The 23,402-nt window shown below is 64.3% G+C and carries 21 protein-coding genes; 9 read left to right on the forward strand and 12 right to left on the reverse strand.

The genetic code is table 11. The features are described 5' to 3' along the window. Positions 1-21 precede the first annotated feature (21 nt). The 4 genes from NKH35_RS01005 to NKH35_RS01020 all read right to left on the reverse strand — a co-directional run bounded on the left by NKH35_RS01005 (position 22) and on the right by NKH35_RS01020 (position 3,682). Entirely contained in the window at positions 22-1,110 is a 1,089-nt protein-coding gene (locus tag NKH35_RS01005; RefSeq protein ID WP_023669990.1) for a hypothetical protein, read from the reverse strand. Between the two features lie 299 nt (positions 1,111-1,409). Continuing rightward, positions 1,410-1,793, reverse strand: coding sequence for a c-type cytochrome (locus tag NKH35_RS01010; protein ID WP_023686160.1), 384 nt, complete (start codon positions 1,791-1,793; stop codon positions 1,410-1,412). Between the two features lie 84 nt (positions 1,794-1,877). Continuing rightward, entirely contained in the window at positions 1,878-3,056 is a 1,179-nt protein-coding gene (locus NKH35_RS01015; RefSeq protein WP_023695820.1) for a glycosyltransferase, read from the reverse strand. A 14-nt stretch (positions 3,057-3,070) separates the two neighbouring features. Then, positions 3,071-3,682, reverse strand: coding sequence for a thymidine kinase (locus tag NKH35_RS01020; RefSeq protein ID WP_023683669.1), 612 nt, complete (start codon positions 3,680-3,682; stop codon positions 3,071-3,073). A gap of 237 nt (positions 3,683-3,919) precedes the next feature. On the opposite strand from NKH35_RS01020, the gene NKH35_RS01025 reads away from it, so the two are divergent. The 3 genes from NKH35_RS01025 to choV all read left to right on the forward strand — a co-directional run bounded on the left by NKH35_RS01025 (position 3,920) and on the right by choV (position 7,024). Next, complete coding sequence (locus NKH35_RS01025) at positions 3,920-4,855, forward strand: choline ABC transporter substrate-binding protein (protein ID WP_023686157.1); 936 nt, start codon at positions 3,920-3,922, stop codon at positions 4,853-4,855. A 136-nt stretch (positions 4,856-4,991) separates the two neighbouring features. After that, a complete protein-coding gene (choW, locus tag NKH35_RS01030) occupies positions 4,992-5,846 on the forward strand; it encodes a choline ABC transporter permease subunit (RefSeq protein ID WP_023669995.1) in 855 nt (284 codons plus the stop codon). Continuing rightward, positions 5,843-7,024 carry a choline ABC transporter ATP-binding protein gene (gene choV / locus NKH35_RS01035; RefSeq protein ID WP_023669996.1) on the forward strand — a complete coding sequence of 394 codons (1,182 nt, stop codon included), beginning with the start codon at positions 5,843-5,845 and terminating at the stop codon, positions 7,022-7,024. Before choW ends, choV begins: the two co-directional genes overlap by 4 nt. A gap of 97 nt (positions 7,025-7,121) precedes the next feature. Here the strand turns inward: choV and NKH35_RS01040 are convergent, their stop codons facing one another. Continuing rightward, positions 7,122-9,149, reverse strand: a complete 2,028-nt coding sequence (locus tag NKH35_RS01040) for a transcriptional regulator (RefSeq protein WP_050588536.1) — start codon at positions 9,147-9,149, stop codon at positions 7,122-7,124. Positions 9,150-9,351: 202 nt separating this feature from the next. Here NKH35_RS01040 and NKH35_RS01045 point away from each other — a divergent pair, with 202 nt between their 5' ends. Together NKH35_RS01045 and NKH35_RS01050 are read left to right on the forward strand one after the other, a co-directional pair. Beyond that, positions 9,352-10,437 carry a PLP-dependent cysteine synthase family protein gene (locus NKH35_RS01045; RefSeq protein WP_023686154.1) on the forward strand — a complete coding sequence of 362 codons (1,086 nt, stop codon included), beginning with the start codon at positions 9,352-9,354 and terminating at the stop codon, positions 10,435-10,437. 19 nt (positions 10,438-10,456) lie between these two features. Further along, positions 10,457-11,932, forward strand: coding sequence for a pyridoxal phosphate-dependent decarboxylase family protein (locus NKH35_RS01050; RefSeq protein ID WP_352913121.1), 1,476 nt, complete (start codon positions 10,457-10,459; stop codon positions 11,930-11,932). Positions 11,933-11,959: 27 nt separating this feature from the next. Here NKH35_RS01050 and NKH35_RS01055 read toward each other — a convergent pair whose 3' ends face one another. The 3 genes from NKH35_RS01055 to NKH35_RS01065 all read right to left on the reverse strand — a co-directional run bounded on the left by NKH35_RS01055 (position 11,960) and on the right by NKH35_RS01065 (position 14,580). Continuing rightward, positions 11,960-12,364, reverse strand: a complete 405-nt coding sequence (locus tag NKH35_RS01055; protein WP_023733367.1) for a YciI family protein — start codon at positions 12,362-12,364, stop codon at positions 11,960-11,962. A gap of 93 nt (positions 12,365-12,457) precedes the next feature. Next, positions 12,458-13,867 carry an ATP-binding protein gene (locus NKH35_RS01060; RefSeq protein WP_023733366.1) on the reverse strand — a complete coding sequence of 470 codons (1,410 nt, stop codon included), beginning with the start codon at positions 13,865-13,867 and terminating at the stop codon, positions 12,458-12,460. Beyond that, complete coding sequence (locus NKH35_RS01065) at positions 13,864-14,580, reverse strand: response regulator (RefSeq protein WP_023670002.1); 717 nt, start codon at positions 14,578-14,580, stop codon at positions 13,864-13,866. Before NKH35_RS01065 ends, NKH35_RS01060 begins: the two co-directional genes overlap by 4 nt. 258 nt (positions 14,581-14,838) lie before the next feature. Here NKH35_RS01065 and NKH35_RS01070 point away from each other — a divergent pair, with 258 nt between their 5' ends. The 4 genes from NKH35_RS01070 (at position 14,839) to clpS (ending at position 16,351) form a co-directional block, all read left to right on the forward strand. Further along, entirely contained in the window at positions 14,839-15,141 is a 303-nt protein-coding gene (locus NKH35_RS01070) for a hypothetical protein (RefSeq protein WP_023733365.1), read from the forward strand. Positions 15,142-15,180: 39 nt separating this feature from the next. Further along, on the forward strand, positions 15,181-15,411 hold the full coding sequence (locus tag NKH35_RS01075; RefSeq protein WP_023670004.1) for a hypothetical protein: 231 nt from the start codon (positions 15,181-15,183) through the stop codon (positions 15,409-15,411). 153 nt (positions 15,412-15,564) lie between these two features. Further along, positions 15,565-15,912 carry a hypothetical protein gene (locus NKH35_RS01080; RefSeq protein WP_023713954.1) on the forward strand — a complete coding sequence of 116 codons (348 nt, stop codon included), beginning with the start codon at positions 15,565-15,567 and terminating at the stop codon, positions 15,910-15,912. A gap of 133 nt (positions 15,913-16,045) precedes the next feature. Further along, positions 16,046-16,351 (forward strand): ATP-dependent Clp protease adapter ClpS, encoded by a 306-nt coding sequence (gene clpS, locus NKH35_RS01085; protein ID WP_023670006.1) that lies wholly within the window; start codon positions 16,046-16,048, stop codon positions 16,349-16,351. Positions 16,352-16,537: 186 nt separating this feature from the next. Here clpS and NKH35_RS01090 read toward each other — a convergent pair whose 3' ends face one another. From NKH35_RS01090 to NKH35_RS01105, 4 genes are read right to left on the reverse strand one after another with little or no spacing between them, the layout of a single operon-like run. Next, a complete protein-coding gene (locus tag NKH35_RS01090; protein ID WP_352913123.1) occupies positions 16,538-18,622 on the reverse strand; it encodes a hypothetical protein in 2,085 nt (694 codons plus the stop codon). 4 nt (positions 18,623-18,626) lie between these two features. Further along, positions 18,627-21,452, reverse strand: coding sequence for a DUF4159 domain-containing protein (locus NKH35_RS01095; RefSeq protein ID WP_352913125.1), 2,826 nt, complete (start codon positions 21,450-21,452; stop codon positions 18,627-18,629). Beyond that, complete coding sequence (locus tag NKH35_RS01100; RefSeq protein WP_352744271.1) at positions 21,449-22,363, reverse strand: DUF58 domain-containing protein; 915 nt, start codon at positions 22,361-22,363, stop codon at positions 21,449-21,451. The genes NKH35_RS01095 and NKH35_RS01100 overlap by 4 nt, the downstream gene beginning before the upstream one ends. Then, on the reverse strand, positions 22,363-23,367 hold the full coding sequence (locus NKH35_RS01105) for an AAA family ATPase (protein WP_023670009.1): 1,005 nt from the start codon (positions 23,365-23,367) through the stop codon (positions 22,363-22,365). The genes NKH35_RS01100 and NKH35_RS01105 overlap by 1 nt, the downstream gene beginning before the upstream one ends. Positions 23,368-23,402: the final 35 nt, after the last annotated feature.

The raw sequence follows: 23,402 nt of genomic DNA on the forward strand, positions 1-23,402 counted from the left end.
TGTGCCCGCGTGCAGCCGCTCCTACGACTGCACGTAGTTGGCCGAATTGTGCTTCTTCATCACGTCGTCGAAACGGCGGGCGAAGGCGTCGTCGGCGAGCTTCTTGCGGCGCTGGATGTCGGAGCTGGCGACCATGTTCTTCTCGTGCATTTCGAGAAGATCGCCGATGTGCTTTTGCGAGGCGGCGCCAATGCCGGCCATGGTCTCTTCGGCGGTGTTGTCAACCTGGCTGCCCAGCGTGTTGATCTTGTGGGCGACATCCTGCTGGGCGGCGGTCTTCAAGGAATCTTCCAGTGCCTTGTAGAGCACGATGCGCTGCTCGGTATCGATGGTCAGCTTGTTGATAAGCGTCGACTGGGCTGCGATCTGATTGTTAAGCGAATCGACGAAGGTCTGGAACATCGAGGTGTAGCGTTCCAGCGTCTGGCTCTCGGCCAGAAGCTCCTGCTCCTTGGCTTGCTTTTCATTGTATTCGGTCGCCAGTTTCGAGCGCTCGCCCTCAAGCTGCGTGCGCTCCTTCTGACTGGTAGAAGCGGCGATCTTGTTTTCGATGTCGAGCAGCAGCGGATTGACCTCCTCGATGCGCTTCTGCACCGCCTCGAGGTTGGTCATGGTGACCTTGCGGCGCTCGATCACCTGCGACAGGCTGTTTTCCGAGGTCTTGTAGCGCTGGTCGAGGACCTCTTTCTGCGCTTTCAGGATGCCGACGATGGTGTCGGACTTGACCAGAAGCTCCTGCAGATTGCCGGCCAGCGACATGTTGCGGACGCGGTCGGTGCGCATGCGCTGCTTGCGTTGCGCCGAGAAGACACCGACGAAGCTTTCCCAGCCGGTGTAGTTCTTCATGCTCTCGAATTCAGTGCCGAAGACGTTGGTGGCGTCTTCCAGCCCGATGATCAGGTCGGCGATGTTGCCTTCCATCACCTTCTGCTGCTTCAGCACGTCCTCGATGCGGGCATTCTCGATGTCGAAATTGGCGTCTCCGATCTTCTTGTCGGCGGTGGCCAGCGTATCAAGCACGGTGCCGGACTGCTCGATCTTGGAGCGCATGTCCTGCACGACCTGCCTGGTCTTGGCAATTTCGGCATCGAAATTCTGCAATGTCGCCATAGGGGCCTCCCGCTTCGGCTTCCGGTCGCTGGCTGCGAACAGCGGCGAATATATGTGGGGTATCAGGGGATTGAAAGACGCAAGACAAGACCCGCCCCGAAAACAAAAACATACGCGGGCGTCTTGAAAGGCAATGAAGGCGGGGTCATGGCGTGATTAACCAGCCGGCCAAGTGTCGTTCAACCGTCATTGAACTTTGGCGTCTGCGAAGCAGTCGATCTCGGACAGTGTAGGTGTCCCGAATTCGATAGAGGGCCCAATGAGTTGCAAGCGCGAGATCACGCTACGCATCGCGCCGTTCAAGGCTTCGGATCGGCCTTCAGATAGGCGATGACGTTGGCGATGTCCTCGTCGCTGCTCAGGCCGGAGAAGCCCATCCTGTTGCCGGGTACTTTCAGCTTGGGAGCGCCAAGATAGGCTTTGAGGTTGGCTTCGTCCCAGACCAGGCCGGCCGCGCCGGCGTCCTTCATGGCCTGCGAATAGTTGAAATTCTGGGCGGTGCCGGCGGTGCGGCCGACGATACCGAGGAGATGCGGGCCGACCTTGTCGCGGTCGCTTGCCGCCTCGTGACAGGCCATGCAGCGGTAGAACACTTTCTTGCCAAGTGCTGCATCGCCGTCGGCCAGCGCGGCGAGGATACCGGCCAAGTAAATGACAAGGGCTGATGAAATGGCTCGAAGCATGGCGGTTCCCGGCTGGCTCTGGCTGAGGGCAAAATAGGCTGCAGGCCTTAACAAACGCCGTATGCCGGTGGATAGCAGCCGGGCTCAATCCGTGCGCGGGATCGCCGCGACCGCCTGCTTGACCTGCTTTTCAATCGCCGCCGACGAATGATTGTCGCGCACGAAAGCGCGGCCGATCTCCGCCATCTCGGCGGCCGCTTGCGGGCGTGTCGCGAGATCGATGATTTTCAATGCCAACTTGCCGGCATCGTCGCTGGACAGGAAATGCCTGCCCGCCTGCAGGCCAAGCCCTTCGACGGCCTTTTCGGTAGCGGCGACGACAAGGCCCGCCGCCATCGCCTCCAGCACCTTGATGCGGGTTCCGCCGCCGAAGTGCAGCGGGATCGGCGCATAGCCGGCGCGGCCAAGCAATTCCGGCAGATGCGGCGGGTTCTCGATCAACCGCAGACCATGCCTGGTGCATAGACCGCGCACGACATCGCGCGGGTTTCTGCCGGCGACGGTGATCGACCAGGGCCGGCCGGAGGCGGCGAGGCGCGGCGCCATCGCGCGGCCGATCTGCTTGACGGCATCGATGTTGGGGAAATAGCCGAGATGGCCTATGAAACACAGGCTGAGTTCACTGAAGCGCTCGGCAGCAATCGGCAGGGAAAGCACGCTCTCGTCTGGAATGGGGTTGGCGACGAACCTGACGTCGTTGACGGGGCCGAGAGCGGACAGAAGCGCTTCGTCGGCCCGCGAACAAACCCAGACCTGGTCGGCCAGGGCAGCCGCACACCTGTCGGCTTCGCGCGCCTCTGCCTTCCTTCGCCTGTTTTGGCGCCAGTCTCGAATTTGCTGCCACAGCGTCAGGCCGGCGATCCGGTCGGACACCGTCCGGGAATCAATGTTGTGCTGGTCAAGGACGGTGCGCGCGCGATGCTTCGGCGCCAGCGTCAGCAGCTGCGAAAGCACGATCTCCTCGATTACCACGAGATCGGGCGCGAATTCCCTCCAGATGGCGTCGGCCTCGGCCAGCTCGTCGTCCGGCATCATATGCACGGTCGGGTGCGGGCCGCGCCTGCCCCACGGCGCCCTGCCGCGCGCTGCCTCGATGATCCGGTGACGGATGTTCGGCGGTGTGGAGGGTGCCGGGGCGCCAGTCAGGCTTACCGTCAGGACCTCGCCCATCGATGCCAGGGCGCGTGCATTGGCGGCGTTCCGGATCTCTCCGCCGGAGACCGGCGGAAACGGGCAATCGACTGTGAACTGCAGAATTTTCATGTTGTCCCGGCCGTTCAGCCTCTGGTGAAGCCAATGAAATCGTCAGGCGCGGCGCGGCCCATTTCCTCTTCCCAGTGGCGGCGGCAGAGCGAGATATAGACGTCCTTGCCGATCGCCACCTGTTCGCCTTGTCTGGCCACCTTGCCGTCAGCGCCGAGACGCACGACCATCGTCGCCTTGCGGCCGCAGCGGCAGATGGTGCGCACTTCGCGCAGATCGTCTGCGATGGCGAGAAGCGCTCGCGAACCGGAAAACAGATTGCCCTGGAAATCGGTGCGCAGGCCGTAGCACATCACCGGGATGTTCAGCCGGTCGGCGATACGGGCGAGCTGCCAGACCTGCTCTTCCTCGAGAAATTGCGCCTCGTCGACAAAGATGCAATGCACCGTCGTATGTTCGTGATGCTCGGCGACGCGAGCGTAGAGATCGTCGCCGTCGCGGAACATCTCGGCCTCCGTCTCCAGGCCGATGCGCGACGAGATCAGCCCGGTGTCGCCCTTTCTGTAGTGGCCGGCGACGAACAGCATCGTCGTCATACCGCGTTCGCGATAATTGTAGGACGCCTGCAGCAGCATTGTCGTTTTGCCGGCATTCATCGTCGCATAGTGGAAGTAGAGCTTGGCCATGCCGTCCTTTTAAGCCGAGTTGGCGCGGCGCGGGGAGAGGGCACCGCTGCATTTGATGGGAAAAGCCGTCTGCAATCGAAAAAGCGGCGGGCGTGTCGCTGTTTGGCCAGTCCGCGCCGTTGATCGTGATTGTCTTAGCGCTTGAAACCACACCAGAATGGTGTTTGGCTGACGAAACAAGGCGGGCAGAGAAACCGTAACTACGCTTCGCCAAAGAATCACAATGGGAGACTGCCAATGTCGCGTATGAACACCTTCGTCGCCGGCCTCGGCCTGGCGACTTTTCTGTCCACGAGCGCTGCACTTGCCGGCGATCCGGAGAGCTGCAAGGCGGTGCGCCTTTCCGATGTCGGCTGGACCGACATCCAGGCAACCACCGGCGTCGCTTCGGTGCTGCTCACCGCGCTCGGCTACGAGCCGCAGACGATCCAGCTATCGGTACCGGTGACCATGGCGTCGCTGAAAAACAAGGATCTCGACGTCTTCCTCGGCAACTGGATGCCGTCGATGACCAACGACATCAAGGACTACACCGCCGATGGTTCGGTCGAGACGATCGGCACCAACCTGACCGGCGCCGGCTACGGCATCGTCGTACCGACCTATGTCGCGGAGGCCGGCGTCAAGTCGCTGACCGACATCGGCAAGTTCAAGGACAAGTTCAACGGCAAGATTTACGGCATCGAGGCGGGCAATGACGGCAACCGCATCATCCTCGACATGATCAAGAACCCGAAGGACAATCTCGAAGGCTTCGAGCTGGTCGAGTCCTCGGAAGCCGGCATGCTGACGCAGGCCGAGCAGTCGATCAAGAACAATGAGTGGATCGCGTTCCTCGGCTGGACGCCGCATCCGGTGATGGGCGCCATGAAGCTCACCTATCTCGACGGCATGGGCGACAGCGGCTTCGGCGCCGCCACCGTCTACACCAATGTGCGCAAGGGCTACACCACCGAATGCCCGAATGCCGGCAAGTTCATCGCCAACCTGAAGTTCAACCTGGACATGGAAGGCGAGATGATGGACGCGATCCTGAAGGGCGGCGACGCCAACACGGTCGCAGCCGACTGGCTGAAGAAGCACCCTGACGCGGTTGCGCCGTGGATTGCCGGCGTCACCACCTTCGATGGCGGCGATGCGGCAGCGGCGGTCAAGACCGCGCTCGGAAGCTGAGCCGACTAATTCGGCCAAGCCGAACCAGGAAGGGCAGCCAATCTAGAAAAGGCTGCCCTTTTTCATATCCTGTGAGAAGATGACCTAATGAGAGCGGAGGCCGGAAGCAGGCGGTCTCTCGCATGAGAGGGGCGATATGGATCCGATTTCGAAATTCATGGTCGATCACAAGATACCGATCGGCGCCTGGGGAAAGGCGTTCTTCGGTTTCCTCACCGACAATTTCGACACCGTGTTCAGGGCCTTCTCGAATGGCCTCAATTTCCTGCTCGACGGGCTGGTTGGCATCCTTTTGATGGTGCCGCCGGTGCTGCTGGCGCTGATCATCGCCATCATCGCCTGGCTGCTGCAGCGCTCGCGCCCGCTGGCCATAGGCGTCTTTCTCGGCCTGATCTTCATCATCAACCAGAACCTCTGGAAGCAGACGGTGCAGACGCTGGTGCTGGTCGTGGCCGCCGCCGCCATGGCGATGGCCATCGGCGTGCCGCTCGGCATCTGGGCCGCGCACAAGCCGAAGGTCTACCGCATCATGCTGCCGGTGCTCGACCTGATGCAAACGCTGCCGACCTTCGTCTACCTGATCCCGGTTCTGACCCTGTTCGGTCTCGGCAACGCGCCCGGCCTCATCGTCACCATCATCTTTGTCATCCCGACCGCGGTCCGGCTCACCCATCTCGGCGTCGTCTCGGTGCCGAAGTCGATCATCGAGGCCGGCGAGGCGTTCGGCGCCACCAAGCAGCAGCTGCTGTGGAAGGTCGAGCTGCCCTCGGCCTTGCCGACCATCATGGCCGGGCTGACGCAATCGATCATGCTGTCGCTGTCGATGGTGGTGTTTGCAGCACTGATCGGCGCCGGCGGCCTCGGCACTGAAATCAACCGCGCGCTCGGCTCGCGCCGCATCGATCTCGGGCTCGAGGCGGGCCTGGCGATTGTCGTACTCGCCATCGTGCTCGACCGGATGACGCGTATCGGCGTTGGAGGCAAGAAATGACCGTCGCCGTCGATTTCAAAAATGTCGATATCGTCTTCGGCTCCGACCAGGCCGGTTCGCTGGCTCTGATCGACGGCGGCGCCACGCGCGCCGAAATCCTTGAAAAGACCGGCAATGTGCTGGGTTGCGCCGGCGCCAGCCTGACCGTGCATGAGGGCGAAATCTCGGTGCTGATGGGCCTGTCCGGCTCCGGCAAGTCGACGCTGCTGCGGGCGGTCAACCGGCTCAACGTGGTGTCGCGCGGCCAGGTGCTGGTCAAGGACGGCGACAATATCGTCGATGTCGTGACCTGCGATCAGGCGACGCTGCGGCGGCTGCGGCAGAAGCAGGTGGCGATGGTGTTCCAGCAGTTCGGCCTGCTGCCTTGGCGTACGGTGGAGGAGAATGTCGGCCTCGGCCTCGAACTCGCCGGCGTGCCGGAGCAAGAGCGCAAGGAGCGCGTGCAACGCCAGCTGAAACTGGTCAATCTCGACCAGTGGTCGAAGAAATACGCGCATGAGCTGTCCGGCGGCATGCAGCAGCGCGTCGGCCTGGCCCGTGCCTTCGCCACCGAGGCGCCGATCCTGCTGATGGACGAGCCGTTCTCGGCGCTCGATCCGCTGATCCGCACCAAGCTGCAGGACGAATTGCTGCAGCTGCAGGCGGAGCTGAAGAAGACCATCATCTTCGTCAGCCATGATCTGGAAGAGGCGCTGAAGATCGGCACCCACATCACCATCATGGAGGGCGGTCGCATCGTGCAGACCGGGGCGCCGGAAGACATCGTGCTCAAGCCCGCCAATGACTATGTCCGCGACTTCATCGCCAATGTGAATCCGTTGTCGGTGCTGACCGCCTGGAACGTCATGCGCGACAGCCGCGACCTCGAGCACGGCGATAATGGCTGGGTGTGGCTCGACCGGCGCAAGACGACGCGTTTCAAGATCGACGAGCACGGGCTGGTGGCGGCGGCGGAACGCGACGGCAAACCGGCGGTATGGGTGTCGTGCGCCGATGTCGAGGCGCAGCCGGAGGAGACGGCGCAAGTGTTCTGGGCCAACCCCGGGACCTCGCTGAAGACGGTGATGCTGGCCATGCACCGCTCGCAGACGGCACCCGTGGCGCTGTTCGACGACCAGTCGCGCTTTGTCGGCGCGATCGGGATACGCGATGTGCTGAGCGCGGTGTTGCGGCGCTAGATCATGATGAGATTTGGTTGAAATCTCATCATGATCTAACCCTTTGTTGGAGCATGATCTTTTCCAAAAACCGGTACCCACTTTTTGGGATCATGCTCTAAGCCAGCCCGATGCGCGTGGCGCCGAGCTTGAACAGGGCTGTGGCATCCCGGTCGAAGCGGAAGGTGTCGATGAAGTCGTCGGCTCGGTAATCCGGAAGCGTCTTGCGGATGGCGGCGGCGAAGTTTTTCGCCTCGTCCAGCCGCCCAGCCAACGCCAGGCAGTGGGCGGCGATCGACAGGATGATGACATGTGCGTTGGGGCGGGCGGCCGCCTTCAGCGCCCATTCGGCCGCCTCGTCGAACTGGCCGAGGCGGACATGCGCCATGGCGCGTGCGCCCAGCATGCCGAACAGCATCGGGTCGAACGGCGACAGATGGCGCGAATGATCCGACGATCCGATCGCCGCGTGCGGGTCGCCCGACTGCGAATGCACGAAGGACAGCGCATAGTGGCCAAGCGCGAAGTTCGGGCTGAGGTCGACGGCTCTTTGCAGTTCTAGCACGGACGCATCACCCTCGCCGCGCAGCCACAGCGCCCGGCCCATCGCCCAGTGCGCGGCGGGATTATGATCGTCGACCAAAACGCTCTGGCCGGCCGCCTCAAAGGCAAGCGCGCTGTCCTGGTCGCGGTCGCCCCAGCGCTGGAAGGCGCTCTGCCAATGGGTGAAGGACAGGCCGGCATAGGCGCGGGTAAAGGTCGGATCCTGCTGCAGTGCGATGCCGAAGAAATGCCTGGCCTGCTCGTTTTCGCTGCGGGTGAAGCGATACATATGCCAGAGTCCTCGATGGTAGGCCTCCCAGGCATTGAGCGAATTGGGCGCCTTCAGCATGGCGCGGTTGCGCTCGACCATCTCTATCTCGGATGAGATGAAGGCCACGATGCTGTTGCCGATATCGTCGAGGACAATGAAGATGTCCTCGGGCTTGCGCTCGAAGGTCTCGGCCCAGACGATCCTGGCCGTGCGCACCTCGACAAGCTCGACGGTGACGATCAGGCGGCCGGTCAGGCTGCGCACCGTGCCGGTGGCGACATAGTCGACATCCAGCCTGCGGCCGGCATCTTCCGGCGCGATGTTCTTTTCTGCCAGCGCAAAGACCGAGCCCCGGGCGATTACAAAGAAGTCCCTGAGCTTGGCGAGGCGGGTAATGATGTCGTGGGTCAAGCCGTCGGCCAGCCCACCACAAACGCCGCCGGCATCTTCGGCAAATGGCATCACGGCAAGCGAAGCTTTGTGGGGCGCCGCGGCTTCGGTGGGGGCACGCGCGATCGGGCTGTGGCCCGCCACCGGCGCTACCGCAGGCTGTGCCGGCAAAGTCGCGCAGTGACGTTCCGCGCGAATGGCAAGCCACGCCTGGCGCACAGGGCCAAAATCCAGCTCTTCCGATTGGAAGAGCGATGCTGCTGCGGCAAGATGGTCCTCGCAGGCACCGAACTGGCCGCGCCGCGCCAGCCTCACCAGGAGTGCGACATGGGCGCTGCTGTCGAACGGGGTCAATTCCAGCCATTTTTCGAGATGGGCGGAGACGTCTTCGGAATCGGCCGGCAGCGTCTTGACCAGATGTTCCAGTATAGCAGCTTGGCAGGAACCGAAACGGCGGCGCTGCGCGGTCAGCCAGCTGTTGAAGAGAGGGCTGCGGTCGATCTCCAGCCCTTCGAGGAAGTCGCCGACGAACAGGTCGGAGAGCAACTGCAGTCGCGTCGGCTCGAGCGTTTCGATGCCTGCGGCAGCCGCCGCCGCGACATCCAGAACGTCGACTGAGATGCCGTCGAGATCGAGCGCGATCGTATCGCCCGATGTTTCGATCCTGCGGCGGCCCGGTTCGTCGAGCGCGGCCCGCAGCTTGCTCAGGCACCAGCGCAGCTCACCCCTGGGATCATTTGGAACATCCCACAGCAACTCGCAGAGCTTGCCACGTCCGACCGGATGGGGCGCCAGCGCCAGATAGGCCAGCAGCGCGCGCAGCTTGCGCGATGCCGGCAAGACCACCGGGACGCCGTCGCGCGCAATTGTCGGCGGCCCAAACAGGCGCACGACAACACCTTGATGGCTGCTCGCCAGGCTCGATTCCACGCCAGATACCACGCCTGCTCCCACGCTGACCTGCCGGCCCCTGCTTTACCACCGAGCACGACAAAGTGCACCCGGCTCGCAAAATTTGTGCGCCGAATGTGGTGTTTACCACACTGCCGCACGTCAAGGACCTGTAGTGCGGCAAGGTGTCGAAATCTCGCCGCCCAAACCGCCGGTGTGTAACCGGCCCGTGAGCAAGAACCAGGAGTCTACCATGTTGCATCAGCAGAAAATCAGAACCACGGCCGGCCGCGGCCGCCTGTTCGACAGCATTCTCGACACCATCGGCGACACGCCGGTCATCCGCGTCAACAATCTCGGACCGGCGCACGCCACCATCTACGTCAAGGCCGAGTTCTTCAATCCGGCGGCGTCGGTGAAGGACCGGCTGGCGCTCAACATCATCGAGGAAGGTGAACGCACCGGCGCGCTCAAGCCTGGACAGACCATTGTCGAGGCGACCAGCGGCAACACCGGCATCGGTCTTGCCATGGTCTGTGCGCAGAAGGGCTACAAGCTGGTGGTGACGATGGCCGACAGTTTCTCGGTCGAGCGCCGCAAGCTGATGCGGATGCTGGGCGCCAAGGTGGTGCTGACGCCGCGCGCCGAGAAAGGCTTCGGCATGTACAAGAAGGCGGTGGAACTGGCCGAAGCCAATGGCTGGTTCCTGGCCCGCCAGTTCGAGACCAAGGCCAACGCCGACATTCATGAAGCTACCACGGGACGCGAGATCGTCAACGATTTCGCCGGCTCGCGGCTCGACTATTTCGTCACCGGCTACGGCACCGGCGGCACCGTCGCCGGCGTGGCGCGGGTGCTGCGCCGCGAGCGGCCTGAGACCCGGATCGTGCTCACCGAACCGGCCAACGCGCAGCTTGTCGGCAGCGGCAAGCGGCAGATGCGTGGCGCCGGCGGAGCGCCGGCCGCCAGCCATCCGGCTTTCGAACCGCACCCGATCCAGGGCTGGACGCCGGATTTCATCCCGCACGTCCTGCAGGAGGCCATCGATGGCAACTTCTATGACGAGGTGATGCCGATCGCCGGGCCGGAGGGCATGAAATGGGCCAAGGCGCTGGCGCAGCAGGAAGGCATCTTCACCGGCATTTCCGGCGGTTCGGCTTTTGCCGTGGCGCGCCAGATCGCCGGCACAGCGCCGGCCGGATCGGTGATCCTGTGCATGCTTCCCGATACCGGTGAACGCTACATGACCACGCCTTTGTTCGACGGCATCGAGGCCGAGATGAATGCGGAAGAGCTTGCTCTCTCGCGCTCGACGCCCGGTTGCCAGTTCCCGGCATGATGACGCGGGAGCAAATTGCATGGACGCGATGCCTGGACACTCGGCTACCAGTACCGAGGAAACGCTTGACCCCTCGGACTGGGCCGATGTGCAAAGCCTGTCGCATCGGATCGTTGACGATGCCGTCGCTTACCTGCGCGATGTCAGGCAACGGCCGGTGTGGCAGGAGATGCCTGGAGATGTGAGGGATTTCTTCACCGCCTCGCTGCCGCAATCGCCGACCGCGCTTGCCGACATCTATGGCGATGTCGTGGACAAGGTGATGCCCTATCCGATGGGCAACATCCATCCGCGCTTCTGGTCCTGGTATATGGGGTCGAGCAATTTTACCGGCGCGATCGGCGATTTCCTGGCGGCAATCCAGGGCTCCAATCTCGGCGGCGGCAACCATGCCGCCGCCCTGATGGACGGCCAGGTGGTCGACTGGTGCAAGCAGATGATGGGCATGCCGGCTTCGGCCAGCGGCACGCTGGTCAGCGGCGGCTCGATGGCCAACATCATCGGGCTCACCGTGGCGCGCAACACCAAGGCCGGCATCGGCGTGCGCGAGCACGGCGTTGGAGCAATCGAAAAGCCTTTGCGTTTCTATGGCTCGGACCAGGTCCATTCCTGTCACCGCAAGGGGATGGAAGCGCTCGGTCTCGGCAACAAGGCGCTGCGCCGCATTGCCAGCGACGCCGGCCTGCGCATCGACATTGAAGGTTTGAGGACTGCGATATCGGAAGATCGCGCGGCCGGGTTCAAGCCGGCCTGCATCATCGGCAACGCCGGCACTGTCAACACCGGCGCCATCGACGATCTGCAGGCGCTGGCCAAGCTGGCGCATGAGGAGGACCTCTGGTTCCATGTCGACGGCTGCATCGGCGCGCTGATCGCGATCGCGCCTGAGAATGCACATCGCGTCGCCGGCATCGAATGGGCCGATTCCATCGCGCTCGACCCCCACAAATGGCTGCACGCTCCGTTCGAGGCAGGCTGCGCGCTGGTCAGGGATGCCTCGGCGCATCGCAAGACCTTCGCGGTGACGCCGGAATATCTGGAATCGACACCGCGCGGCCTCGCCTCCGGCCAATGGCTGCACGATTACGGTCTGCAGACGACACGCGGCTTCAAGGCGCTGAAAGTGTGGATGGCGCTGCGGGAACACGGCGTCGAAAAATTCGGCCGTCTGATCGACCAGAACATTGCGCAGGGGCAGTATCTCTCAGGCCTGATCGAGGCTCAACCGGCGCTCGAACTGACAGCGCCGACCAGCATCAACATCGTCTGCTTCCGCTATCGCGCGGAAGGGCTCGATGGCGAGCGCTCGAAGGCGCTCAACACCGAGATCATGCTGAGGCTGCAGGAAGAAGGCATCGCCGCCATTTCCGATACCACGGTGCAAGGCCAGCATTGCCTGAGGGTGGCGATCAACAACCACCGGACCCGGCGCGAGGATCTCGACCTTCTCGTCGCCGAAACGGTCCGCCTGGGCAACGAGATCGCTTCTGCCTGACCGGCCATGGGGTAGGGCAAGCGGCTCTCAGCCGCTGGCGGCCTCCTGGAAATCGCCCTTCGTCACGGGGAACGCCAGGCCGGGAAGGTAAAATGTGATCGGCCGGATCTCGTACACCGCCGAGGGGTTCACGCGGCGCAAGTCGCGCGCAGCCGCAATCGCCGCCTCCTGCGTGGCGCAGTCGAGGACATAAAGACCCAGCAATTGTTCCTTGGTCTCGGCAAACGGCCCGTCGATGACGATGCCGTCTCCCGGACCACGCAGCGTGACGGCGTCGGCGGTCGCGCCCAGTCTTGCCGCCGGCCCGAGCTTGCCTTCGCGGGTCAATCTGGCATTGACCTCGAGCAGGTCGTGCATCAGCGCCGCGTCCTGCTGCGGCGTCAGGGACTGGATGGTCTGTTCGACGTGATAGGCCAGGATGGCGTAAAGCATGCGGCGATCTCCTCCTGTTCGAGCGGCCGCACTATTGCAAGGTTGGGTTGGTTGATCCACCCCCGGTGCCCATCGAGACGCTAGTCTGCTGCCTTATGCCGCCAGCGGCAGGCTGAGCTCCGTCAGCAGGCCGCCGCGAGGATGGTTGGACAGGTTGACATCGCCGCCGGCGGCACGCGCAATGTTGCGGGCAATGGTCAGGCCTAGCCCGAGACCGCCGGTCTGGCGGTTGCGCGATTGCTCCAGCCGCACGAAGGAACCGAACACCTGGTCGAGCTGCGCCTGCGGTATGCCCGGCCCCTCGTCGCGGATAACCAGCGTGACCGTGCCGTCCGACTGCCGCAGGCTGACATGGGCTTTCTTGCCGTAGGTCACGGCATTCTGGACCAGATTGTTGACGCAGCGCTTGAGCGCCACCGGCCGCGCCATGCAGATCATGCCACGCGGCCTGGCGCCGTCATGGTCGAACGTGACGTCCTCGAAACTGTCGGCGATCGATTCCACCAGCGACCAGAAATCGATCCGCTCGCTCTTCTCCTCGGTGACTTCGAAGGTGGCGAAGTCGATGACGGAGCTGGCGATGCTCTCGATGTCGGCGAGGTCGTGGGCGAGCGCCTCGCGCGCCGTCGATCTGCGCAACAGCTCGAGGCGCAGCCGCATGCGGGTCAGCGGAGTGCGCAGATCGTGGGCGAGCGCGGCGGCCAGATGTTCGCGGTCCTCGACATAGTCGCGCAGCCTCACCTGCATGGCGTTGACGGCTTTGGCCGCGGCGCGGATTTCGCGGCTGCCGGTCTCGGCGATCGGCGGGCTCTTCAGGTCCGTGCCGATCCGGTTGACCGCCGTTTCCATCATCCGATAGGGCGCCGTCAGCCGGCGTAGCGACCAGATCGACATGATCACCACCAGGGCCGCGATCAGCGAATAGAGCGGCAGGCTGTCGAAGCTCAATATCGGTCCGACCGGCGTGTTGGGTTCGGTGAAATTCAGCCATTGGCCGTCGGCGAAGCGGACAGATGCCGTCAGCTTGTCGCTCTGGGCGAAGCTGGCCGCCAGCGATAACAGGTCGCGCTCCACCGCGCCGACATCCTTGGTCACGGCCACACCGCCAGGCGCGTTGGCTGCCTGGGTTGCCGGATCGCGCCGGACGCGGGCGTCGGTGATGCCGAATTTCGACAGCCGCCCGACCAGGATGTCCTCGAGTTCGGCCAGTTCGTCGTCGCCGGCGATCGACGAGGTGATCGCGGGCGTGTCCGAAACGGTGAGCGCATAGGTGGCGTTGAACAGACCGGAGGCCGTCAGCTTGCGCTGCTCCGGCGTGTCGTCATGCATCAGCTGCACCAGCGAATAGGCGCGGTCGTTAAGCCGGTAGAGATCGACCTCGTCATTGGCGACGGCGCGATCGCGCGAGACGATATAGAGCGTAGCGACCTGGCTGATCAGCAGGCCGGCAATGACGATGAGCAAAACCCAGACCGGCAGGGTTTGCGGCAGGAACCGTCTCATTCGGAGGTGGTCTCGGGCAGGAACTGGTAGCCGCCGCTGCGCACGGTCAGGATCAGTTTCGGCGTCTTGGGGTCGTCTTCCATCTTGCGCCTGAGACGGCTGACCAGGATGTCGATACTGCGATCGAAGGAATAGTCGCTGTCGCCGCCGGAAAGCTCGATGAGCTGGTCGCGGGTGAGCACGCGCTGCGCGCTTTTGACGAAGGTCTGCAACAGGTTGAACTCCGCCATCGTCAGCTCGACCCTGACGTCGCCCGGCGCCATCAGCCGGCGGCGCGAGCAGTCCATCGTCCAGCCGGCGAAATGATAGATCTGCTTGGTGGTGGCGCGCTTCGGCTCAGCAGCACCATTGCGCCTCAAAACGGCGCGGATGCGGGCCAGCAGCTCGCGCGGATCGAAGGGTTTGGGCACATAATCGTCGGCGCCCATTTCCAGGCCGACGACGCGGTCGGTGGTCTCGGTGACCGCCGTCAGCATGATGATCGGCGTCGAGTAGCTGGCGCGCAGGTCGCGGCAGAGCTCCAGCCCGCTCTTTCCTGGCAGCATCACATCAAGCACGATCAGGTCTACCTGCGTGCGGCGCAGTATGTCTTCCATCTCGACGCCGTCGGCGGCAACCGTGGTGCGCAGGCCGCGCTTCTGGAAGAATTCCTGCAGCAGGTCGCGAATGCCCTTGTCGTCGTCGACGATCAGTATGTGCGCATCGGATTTCACGGCGATCCTGTCATTGCTGGCGGCCGGTCGGCGGCTGCCTTCTGAGTCTGCTTCTGTGGCGTCACCCACACGATAGAATTCTGGCCACATGTTGGCCAGCGGCGATGATCGCCCGCAAAGCCGATTTGCCAGAAACAATTCAGAAACAAAATTCTATAGTCCGGAAAAACTCCCGAAAAAAATCAAGGGCATAAAGGGTGCCGTGGCGGTCAGGACATCGGCTGCGACGCGAAGTCTCCGGAGTAACGGACATCACCAATGCACAGGTTCACGATCAGCTTGATGGGTGCGCTGCTCAGCATTCCGCTCGTCACAGCCGCGGTCGGAGCCACAACCGTAAAGGTGACGCCGATCACAAGGAGCGAGCGCTGCATCGATCTCAATCGCCAGGTAGACGAAGCCCTTGAAACCCATGCCGCGGCAACGCAGGTCACCGCGGCGAAAGCACTGCAAAGAAAGGGAAACCGGTTCTGCGCCAACAAGAAACAGGCACAGGGTATCCGGATGCTCGCGAACGCTTTGAAGCTGCTTGGAGTGACACCGATCGACCCGGTTCAGTGACACTCGAAACACGACCCGCACAAAGAAGGAAATGAAGCCATGAAAAAGTCCATCCTCTCCGCCACCGGTCTCGCCGTCGCTCTCGCTTTCGCAATGCCGGCTCTGGGCAATGCCGCTGCCACCACGACCGCTGCTCCGGCTGCTTCCACGACCACCGCTCCGGCGACCACGACCGCCAAGCCCCCGGTGAAGAAGGTCGTCGCCAAGAAGCCCGTCAAGAAGCACAAGAAGGCGAAGAAGGTCGTCAAGACGGACGCCCCGAAGGCCTGATCCAGACAGCCAACAGGCTTGTCTGTAACAAGGCCGCTCCAGCACCCCCCCGGCTGGAGCGGCCTTGTCGTGTGAGCATGATTACCCGTTGATGGGTGCCGGCCACCCAGGACTTTAACCCGTTTGCAATGCAGATCCGGTAGGATAGCCCGCATGAAGAAGCGGCTTTCATCCATTCTGCGCTCGATGGCCATCGGCGGCCTTGTGGCCTCGGCAATGGTCAGGGTGCTGATCCAGTTCACCGCCAGCCCGGTGCCCGATCCGGTGAGCGGGCGCACAGAGCCGTCGCTGTTTGCACCGGCAATCTCCAGCAGCTGGCAATACATCACACCATGGCAAAGCCTGCTGCTTACCGTGATCACCGGCGCGGCGCTGGCCTGCTTCTTCGGCTGGCTCGCGGTCGCCTGGGTCGAATACAAGGCGGCCGGATCAAGGCCGGATGCGGCATCCAGCGCACGGCAATTCCAGGCTCGTCGCGTCGCCAATCGCCAGGGCCGTTGAACCGCAGCATACACTTCCTAAATTTGTGAACGGCAGCACTTCCGGGAAGCCGGTTTGGCGCGCCGATCAAAATGGACGACGGCTTTCCCCCATGACAAAGTGAGAGCGACCCCTCGCGCGATACCGGTTCCCGATGCCTGAAATCAGTTCCAAACCCCGCACCAAGACCAAGCCGCGGACCGAGCGGCCGAAGCTCTACAAGGTCATCCTCATCAATGACGATTTTACGCCGCGCGAATTCGTGGTGACGGTGCTGAAGGGCGAGTTCAAGCTCAGCGAAGACCAGGCTAACCGGGTGATGATCACCGCGCACCGGCTCGGCGTTTGCGTCGTTGCCGTCTTCACCAGGGATGTCGCCGAGACCAAGGCGACACGGGCCGTCGACGCGGCCAAGGCCAAGGGGTACCCGCTGCTGTTTACGACGGAGCCGGAGGAGTAGGTTGAGCGTCTTTCTCCCCGTCATTATACGGGGAGAAATGTCCGGCAGGACAATGAGGGGCAGCGCCGAGGTCGATGACAGTTCGCTTGCGCGGGCCGAGGAGATTGCCAACAATCTCAGGCTCGCGCTGCCCCTCATCCGCCTGCCGGCACCTTCTCCCCGTATAGTGACGGGGAGAAGGGATCCTTACCTTCCCTCTCTGTACCACATCGCGCCCATGGCCAGCAGCAGCAGGCAAAGGCCGAGGAAGCCGCCGAACAGGGGTACGCGCGAGACGGCTTTGAGCACGCTGTCGTCGCTGCTGCGCAGGCCGATCCAGTCTGCGCCCGAGGCCGCACCGGAGGCGCGGACCGGGACGATGGAGGGCAGGGCGACGCTGCCGGTGAGCTGGCCAAGGGTGGAGGAGGCCGCCAGCCGGCGCACGCTGCCGCCGGTGGCCTCAGTCGGAGCCTTCAAGCGGTCCTCGGTAGAGACGACGTCGGAGAATTCCGGCGCGTTGACCGGGCCGACATGGGCGAGTGCGGTCAGGTCACCATTGCCGATCTGGTAGAGGCCGATCTCCTTGGTCTCGATGCTGCCCAGGAAAACGCCGGGTTCGGACTTCTCCAGCTTGACGATCAGCGCCTTGCCCGAAGGGGTGATCACCTGCGCCGGGCCGGGATCGTCGCTCATCGTCTGGCGGCGGATTTCCAGCATCATGCCGCGGCCGCCGGCGGTCAGCCGCTCTTCCTCAAGTTCAGGTTCCTTCATCAGCCAGTGGGCGATGCGGCGGTAAAGCTGGACATGCGGCCCGCCACCCTCGAAGCCGCGCGCCCATAGCCAGCCCTGATCGGACAGAAGCATGCCGACGCGGCCTTCGCCCTTATGATCGAGCAGAAGCAGCGGGCGGTTGTCGGCGCCCTTCATCACCACTTCGCCTTCGGGGTTCTGCACGCCGATGGTGCGGAACCAGCGGCTCCAGCGCGGCGGCTCGGTCGCCGAGCCGTCGAGGCCGCGCGTCACCGGATGGCGCTGGCCGAGATCGGTGAGGCGCGGATAGAAGGCCTTGTCGATGACTTCGCCGGTCGGCATTGCCGGCAGCGATGACATTAGCGGGGTGCGGGCGATCGAGGCGTCGCCGGCATATTCCGGCCCGGCGGCAATCAGCAGCGCGCCGCCCTTTTCGACATATTCGGAGATGTAGTCGTAATAGAGGATCGGCAGCACGTCGCGGTGCTGGTAGCGGTCGAAGATGATGAGATCGAAATCCTTGATCTTCTCGACGAACAACTCGCGGGTCGGGAAGGCGATCAGCGACAGTTCGTTGATCGGCGTGCCGTCCTGCTTTTCCGGCGGCCGCAAAATGGTGAAATGGACGAGATCGACCGAGGCGTCGGATTTCAGCAGATTGCGCCAGGTGCGCTCGCCGGCATGCGGTTCGCCGGAAACCAAAAGCACGCGCAAGTTCTCGCGGATGCCGTCGATCAGCGCGATGGCGCGGTTGTTGGCGTCGGTCAGTTCGCCCGGCTCGCGGTCGATGGAGAGTTCAACGATGTTCCGGCCGGCGCCGGGGATGGTCACCTGCAGCGGCATCGCCTGGCCGATGGTCGCCTCTTCGACCGCGACCTGCTCGCCATTGACCGAGACGCGGACATCGACCGGGCCGGTTTCGCCGTCGGTGGCGATGACGCGGTAGGTCATGTCGAGCGGCTTGCCGACGAGGCCGAAGCGCGGCGCGTTCTCGAAGCGGATGCGGCGGTCCTTCTCGTGCTCGTTGCCGGTGATCAGCGCGTGCAGCGGCGCATTGAAGTCGGGGGCGGCCGGTGCGTCATGCACCTCGCCATCGGTGATCATGATGGCGCCACCGATGCGCGAGGGCGGCACGTCGCGGAAGGCGCCTTCAAGCGCTGCAAAAAGCTTGGTCTCGGTGCGCTCGTCGGCGGCTTCCGACTTGCCGGCCTCGACGACGCGGACGTCGAACTGCTTGAAGCGGCCAAGGCGCTGCTGCAAACCGGCAAGCGCTTCGTCGGTCTGTTTGGTCCGGTCGCCGATATCCTGGCTCTGGCTGCGGTCGACGATGACGGCAACGACGCTCTTCAGCGCCTCGCGCTCCTCATCGAGGAAGACCGGATTGAGGAGTGCTGCGCCCAGCGCAATCAGCGCCGCGAAGCGGAAGATCGCGCCGCGCTGGCGAAACCACAAGCCGACAGCCGCCAGCACCAGCAGCGGTGCGAGCACCAAAGCCAGCAAGGGCCAGGACAGCAGCGGTTCGAAGGAAATCGACCAGTTCATAGGCTTACTGCCCCAGCCGTTCGAGCAGGATCGGCACGTGCACCTGGTCGGATTTGTAGTTGCCGGTCAGCATGTACATCATGATGTTGACGCCGGCGCGCAGCGCATAGATGCGCTGCATCGGATCCGATGGCACGGTCGGCAAAAGCGGGTCACCATTCTCGTCGACGGCCCAGGCGCCGGCAAAATCATTGGCGGTGATCAGGATCGGCGAGACGCCGTCGCCGACGCGTACCGGCCGATTCTCGGCATTGCTGGCCTCGAGCGAGGCTTCCACCCAGAGCGGGCTGCCGGAGAAGCGGCCGGGAAATTCGGGCAGGATGAAGAAGGATTTGGTCAGCACATGGTCGGCGGGCACCGGCTCCAGCGGCGGCACGTTGAGATTGCCGAGAATGTCGCGCAACCGTTCCGTCGCCGGGCTCGCCGAATCCGCACCGATGCCGTTGGCGAACTGGTCGCGCGTGTCGAACAGCACCGTGCCGCCCTGCTGCATATAGGCGTCGATGCGGGCGATCGCGGCTTGACTCGGCATCGGCGCGGAGGGATCGATCGGCCAGTAGATCAGCGGATAGAAGGAAAGCTCGTCCTTCGAGATATCGACGCCCGCCGGCGCGCCCGGCTCGAGCGCGGTCTTCTCGATCAGGAAGCGGGTCAAGCCTTCGAGCCCTGCGCGGCTGATCGAATCGTCACCGGGCACACCGGTCAGCACATAGGCGATGCGGGTCTTGGCAATGTCCTCGATAGCGGCGGCATCGCCGGGCTTGGCGTCGTCGGCGCGGGCGAGGTCGGCATGGCCAAACAGCATGCCGAGGCCAAGCAGCAGCGCAGCCGTCGTTGCCGCGGCCGATCGGGCGCGGCGCGGTCGGCGCGACATCAGCCCGCCCATCCAGAACACCGCCAGCGTGTCGAGCAGCATAAGCACAAGTGCCGCTGTGACCAGCGATCCCTTGAGGTCGCGCGATTCATCGAAAGCGTACTGGATATTGGTCACCGGCACTGTGAATTGCGGGCGCACCAGCGGCGCGAAGGCGGTGGCCGGGTCGAGCAGATTGTGGGCGAAAACGCCGGTTTCCGAGCCATAGAGGCCGGGCGGGTTCTCGAACGTCACCGGCAGCGAGCCGGCGCCAGGGACCAGCGGTCGTGCGTCCGGCGTCGGCGGCACCAAAGTGCCGTCGGCGGCTATCATGCGATAAGGCGCCAGCGACGTAGCAGCGGCTTCGGCGTTGGCAACCGCCGCACCCTGGTTGCGCGACAGCTGCACGATGCGCCGCAGCATCTCGACGAAGCTGCCGGAGATCGGCAGCGTCGACCATGTCGCTTCCGGGGTGATATGGAACAGCACCAGCGTGCCCTTGCCCTTCTTCAACCCGGTCACCAGCGGGGTGCCATCGGCAAGGGTTGCCCAGGTGCGCTCGACGATGTCCGGCGTCGGTTCGGCCAACACCTGCCGGCTCACTGTGACCTCGGCCGGCGGTGCGAGGTCGGCGAACGGGCCGTTCTTCGGGAATTCGGTCACCGCTTGCGGCGTCGTCCATGACAGCGCGCCGCCAAGCGAGCGCTCGCCGGTGCGCAGCCTGACCGGCAACAGATCATCGTCATTGCCGGCGGCGGCCAGCCGCGAACCGGCAAAGCGCACCAGCGTGCCGCCATTGTCGACCCAGTCGACCAGCCGCTGATGGACCTGCGGCGGAATGGTACCGATATCGGCCATGACGATCATCGCCGGCTTCTGGTCGAGAAGCTGCGGGATGGCGTCGGCGAGATCGACGCTCGACGGTTCGACCAGATCGGCGAAAGGCTGCAGCGCGCGCCTGATGTAATAGAGCGGCGACAGGAGCGGCTGCGCCTGGTCGGCCTCGGCCTGCGATAAAAGTCCGACGCGGCGGCGCTTGGAGCTTTCGTCGAGCACGCGCACCGCACCTGCCTGGCGTTCGCCGTCGAGCGCGATCGAGGCGAAGTCGTTGCGCAGTTCGAACGGCACCGCCATCGTGCCGGTGGCGGTGGTCTGACCCGGCGCGAAGGTCAGCGTCGCGTCGGCGATGCGGCGGCCCTTGTCGTCGAAGGCGCCGGCGGGGACTTGTGCCGGCGCCGGGTCGCCGGGCGCGCGGATGGCGGTCAGGGCGAAGCCGTCGACCTCGTTATCGGCGCCGGTGAGCCCAGTCAGCGCCAGCCGGTCGGAATCGGCCCAGACGACACGGGCGGCGTTTTTCGACAGCAGTGTGTTGAAGGCGGCCTCGTCGCCCTTTGCCGCAAGGCCGTCGGCGAGAACGGCAACGCTGGCGCCGGGCAAAGTTTCCAGCACGCCGGCGACGCGGGCATAGACAGCGGGTCGGTCGGCCGGAATCGGCCTCGGCTTGGCGGCGCGCAGCCGGTCGAGGGCAGCCGCCGCATCGAAGGGGCCGATTTCGGCGTTCGGCTTTTCGGCGGTGAAGGCGATGACGACCGGTACGCCGTTCGAACCGGCATCGGCGATCAGCCGCTGGGCGGTGGCGACGCGCTTGCCCCAGTCGGCGGCACTCGCCCAGTCATTGTCGATGACGAGCGCCAGGGCGGCGCCCTCGGCCGGCAATTTTTCGCGCGGATTGAAAACGGGTTCGGCTAATGCCGCGACGACAAGGGCTGCCATCAACAGCCGCAGCAGCGTCAGCCACCACGGGCTCTGCTGCGGCGTTTCCTCGCGCTTCAGCACGCGAGCGAGGATCTTCAGCGGCGGAAATATTTCGGACTGCGGCTTGGGCGGTGTGAGCCTGAGCAGCCACCAGATCACCGGCAGCGCCAGCAGGCCCCACAACACCATGGGAGCGCCAAAGGAGAGCGGCAGCCAGCTCATGCGCCGGCCTTTCCCACGAATGCGCCATCGGCGGTCATCGCCATGTGGATGCGCACCAACGCCTCGGAAGCGAGGCGGTCGGTGTGGTTGACGGTGTAGCTCCAGCCGAGGCGCTTGCACCAGCTGGCCAACTCCTGGCGGCGGGCGGTGTAGAGCAGGCGGTATTCGTCGCCGAGCATTTCGGCGCGGCCGGCGGTCAGCTTGTCGCCGGTCTCGGGATCGGTGAATTCGGTGCGGCCGGCATAGGGAAAGGTCTCCTCCGCCGGATCGGCAACCTCGATCAGATGCGCACGCACGCCATGCCGCGCCAGCACATCGAGCCATTCCATGGTCTCCTCGACCGGGTCGAGGAAATCGCTGACGACGACGATGTCGCAGAAGCGGCGGATGGCGGACAGGTCAGGCTTTGCCGGCGGGTCGGCGGCGTGCATCAATTGCGCCGCGATGCGCTCGGCGCCGTTGCGGGCGGTGAACGGATCGGTCAGGCCGGGCCAGGCGATGCGCTCGCCGCTGCGAGATAGTAATTCGGCCATGGCCAGTGCCAGCACCAGCGCGCGCGATTCCTTGGAAACGCTGGCGCCAGTCGATTTGTAGAGCATGGAGGGCGATGGGTCGGCCCAAAGCCACACCGTGTGGGCTGCTTCCCATTCGCGGTCGCGCACATAGGTGTGGTCGTCCCGGGCCGAACGGCGCCAGTCGATGCGCGAGGAATCGCCTTCGACATAGGGGCGGAACTGCCAGAAATTCTCGCCGATGCCGCGCTTGCGGCGGCCATGCCAGCCGGCAATTACCGTATTGACGATACGGCGTGCCTCGACCAGCAGGTCCGGCACCAGCGAAGCCCGCAACCGGCCCCTGGCGAGCGCGTCGCGCGTCGCTGCCGGTGCCTGGACTTCGCCGATACGCGCCATCAGATTCCTTTGGCCAGTTTCGCTACCACGTCGCGCACGGTCGTGCCCTCGGCGCGGGCGGCAAAGGTCAGCGCCATGCGGTGCTGCAGCACCGGTTCGGCCAGCGCGCGGATGTCGTCCACCGACGGCGCCAGCCGCCCGTCATAAAGCGCGCGCGCACGGGCGCACAGCGTCAGCGCCTGGCTGGCGCGCGGGCCGGGACCCCAGGCGACATGCTTGTCGGTCTCGGCATTGCCCTGGCCGGGACGCGCCGAACGCACCAGTTTGAGGATGGCGTCGACGACGCTTTCGGGCACCGGCATACGGCGGATCAGCGTCTGGATTTCCCTCAGCCGCGCCGGCTGCAGGACGTTTTGCGCCTTGGCGTCCTCGATGCCGGTGGTTTCGAGCAGGATGCGCCGCTCGGCCTCGATTTCGGGATAAAGGATGTCGACCTGCATCAGGAAGCGGTCGAGCTGCGCTTCGGGCAGGGGATAGGTGCCTTCCTGCTCCAGCGGGTTTTGCGTCGCCAGTACATGGAAGGGCGCGGGCAGGTCGTGGCGAATGCCGGCGATGGTGACGTGATATTCCTGCATCGCCTGCAGCAGCGCCGACTGGGTGCGCGGCGAGGCGCGGTTGATCTCGTCGGCCATCAGCAATTGCGCGAAGATCGGGCCGGAGATGAAGCGGAAGGAGCGCTTGCCGGCCTCGTCCTGTTCCATCACCTCTGAGCCGAGAATGTCCGACGGCATCAGGTCGGGTGTGAACTGGATGCGGCGCGAATCGAGGCCGAGCACGACACCGAGCGTTTCGACCAGCTTGGTCTTGGCAAGGCCGGGCACGCCGACCAGCAGCGCATGGCCGCCGGCAAGCAGCGCCACCAGCGTGCGCTCGACCACCACTTCCTGGCCGAAAATGACGCGGCCGACGCCGTCGCGCACCCTGGAAATATCGGCCAGCGCAGTCTCGGCCTGGGCGATCATGTCCTTTTCGCTGATTGGGCTTTCCTTGACCATTACGCTCATGCCGCATCGATCCTTGTGCTGGAAGTACCGGCTTG

Origin of the sequence: Mesorhizobium sp. M1143, from assembly GCF_040318435.1 — a bacterium.
Classification (GTDB): Bacteria; Pseudomonadota; Alphaproteobacteria; order Rhizobiales; family Rhizobiaceae; genus Mesorhizobium.

Bases quoted from the DNA above. Each gene is read 5' to 3' on its own strand.
- NKH35_RS01005 (WP_023669990.1), bottom strand. From the start codon at position 1,110: ATGGCGACATTGCAGAATTTCGATGCCGAAATTGCCAAGACCAGGCAG.
- NKH35_RS01010 (WP_023686160.1), bottom strand. From the start codon at position 1,793: ATGCTTCGAGCCATTTCATCAGCCCTTGTCATTTACTTGGCCGGTATC.
- NKH35_RS01015 (WP_023695820.1), bottom strand. From the start codon at position 3,056: ATGAAAATTCTGCAGTTCACAGTCGATTGCCCGTTTCCGCCGGTCTCC.
- NKH35_RS01020 (WP_023683669.1), bottom strand. From the start codon at position 3,682: ATGGCCAAGCTCTACTTCCACTATGCGACGATGAATGCCGGCAAAACG.
- NKH35_RS01025 (WP_023686157.1), top strand. From the start codon at position 3,920: ATGTCGCGTATGAACACCTTCGTCGCCGGCCTCGGCCTGGCGACTTTT.
- choW (WP_023669995.1), top strand. From the start codon at position 4,992: ATGGATCCGATTTCGAAATTCATGGTCGATCACAAGATACCGATCGGC.
- choV (WP_023669996.1), top strand. From the start codon at position 5,843: ATGACCGTCGCCGTCGATTTCAAAAATGTCGATATCGTCTTCGGCTCC.
- NKH35_RS01045 (WP_023686154.1), top strand. From the start codon at position 9,352: ATGTTGCATCAGCAGAAAATCAGAACCACGGCCGGCCGCGGCCGCCTG.
- NKH35_RS01050 (WP_352913121.1), top strand. From the start codon at position 10,457: ATGGACGCGATGCCTGGACACTCGGCTACCAGTACCGAGGAAACGCTT.
- NKH35_RS01055 (WP_023733367.1), bottom strand. From the start codon at position 12,364: ATGCTTTACGCCATCCTGGCCTATCACGTCGAACAGACCATCCAGTCC.
- NKH35_RS01060 (WP_023733366.1), bottom strand. From the start codon at position 13,867: ATGAGACGGTTCCTGCCGCAAACCCTGCCGGTCTGGGTTTTGCTCATC.
- NKH35_RS01070 (WP_023733365.1), top strand. From the start codon at position 14,839: ATGCACAGGTTCACGATCAGCTTGATGGGTGCGCTGCTCAGCATTCCG.
- NKH35_RS01075 (WP_023670004.1), top strand. From the start codon at position 15,181: ATGAAAAAGTCCATCCTCTCCGCCACCGGTCTCGCCGTCGCTCTCGCT.
- NKH35_RS01080 (WP_023713954.1), top strand. From the start codon at position 15,565: ATGAAGAAGCGGCTTTCATCCATTCTGCGCTCGATGGCCATCGGCGGC.
- clpS (WP_023670006.1), top strand. From the start codon at position 16,046: ATGCCTGAAATCAGTTCCAAACCCCGCACCAAGACCAAGCCGCGGACC.
- NKH35_RS01090 (WP_352913123.1), bottom strand. From the start codon at position 18,622: ATGAACTGGTCGATTTCCTTCGAACCGCTGCTGTCCTGGCCCTTGCTG.
- NKH35_RS01095 (WP_352913125.1), bottom strand. From the start codon at position 21,452: ATGAGCTGGCTGCCGCTCTCCTTTGGCGCTCCCATGGTGTTGTGGGGC.
- NKH35_RS01100 (WP_352744271.1), bottom strand. From the start codon at position 22,363: ATGGCGCGTATCGGCGAAGTCCAGGCACCGGCAGCGACGCGCGACGCG.
- NKH35_RS01105 (WP_023670009.1), bottom strand. From the start codon at position 23,367: ATGAGCGTAATGGTCAAGGAAAGCCCAATCAGCGAAAAGGACATGATC.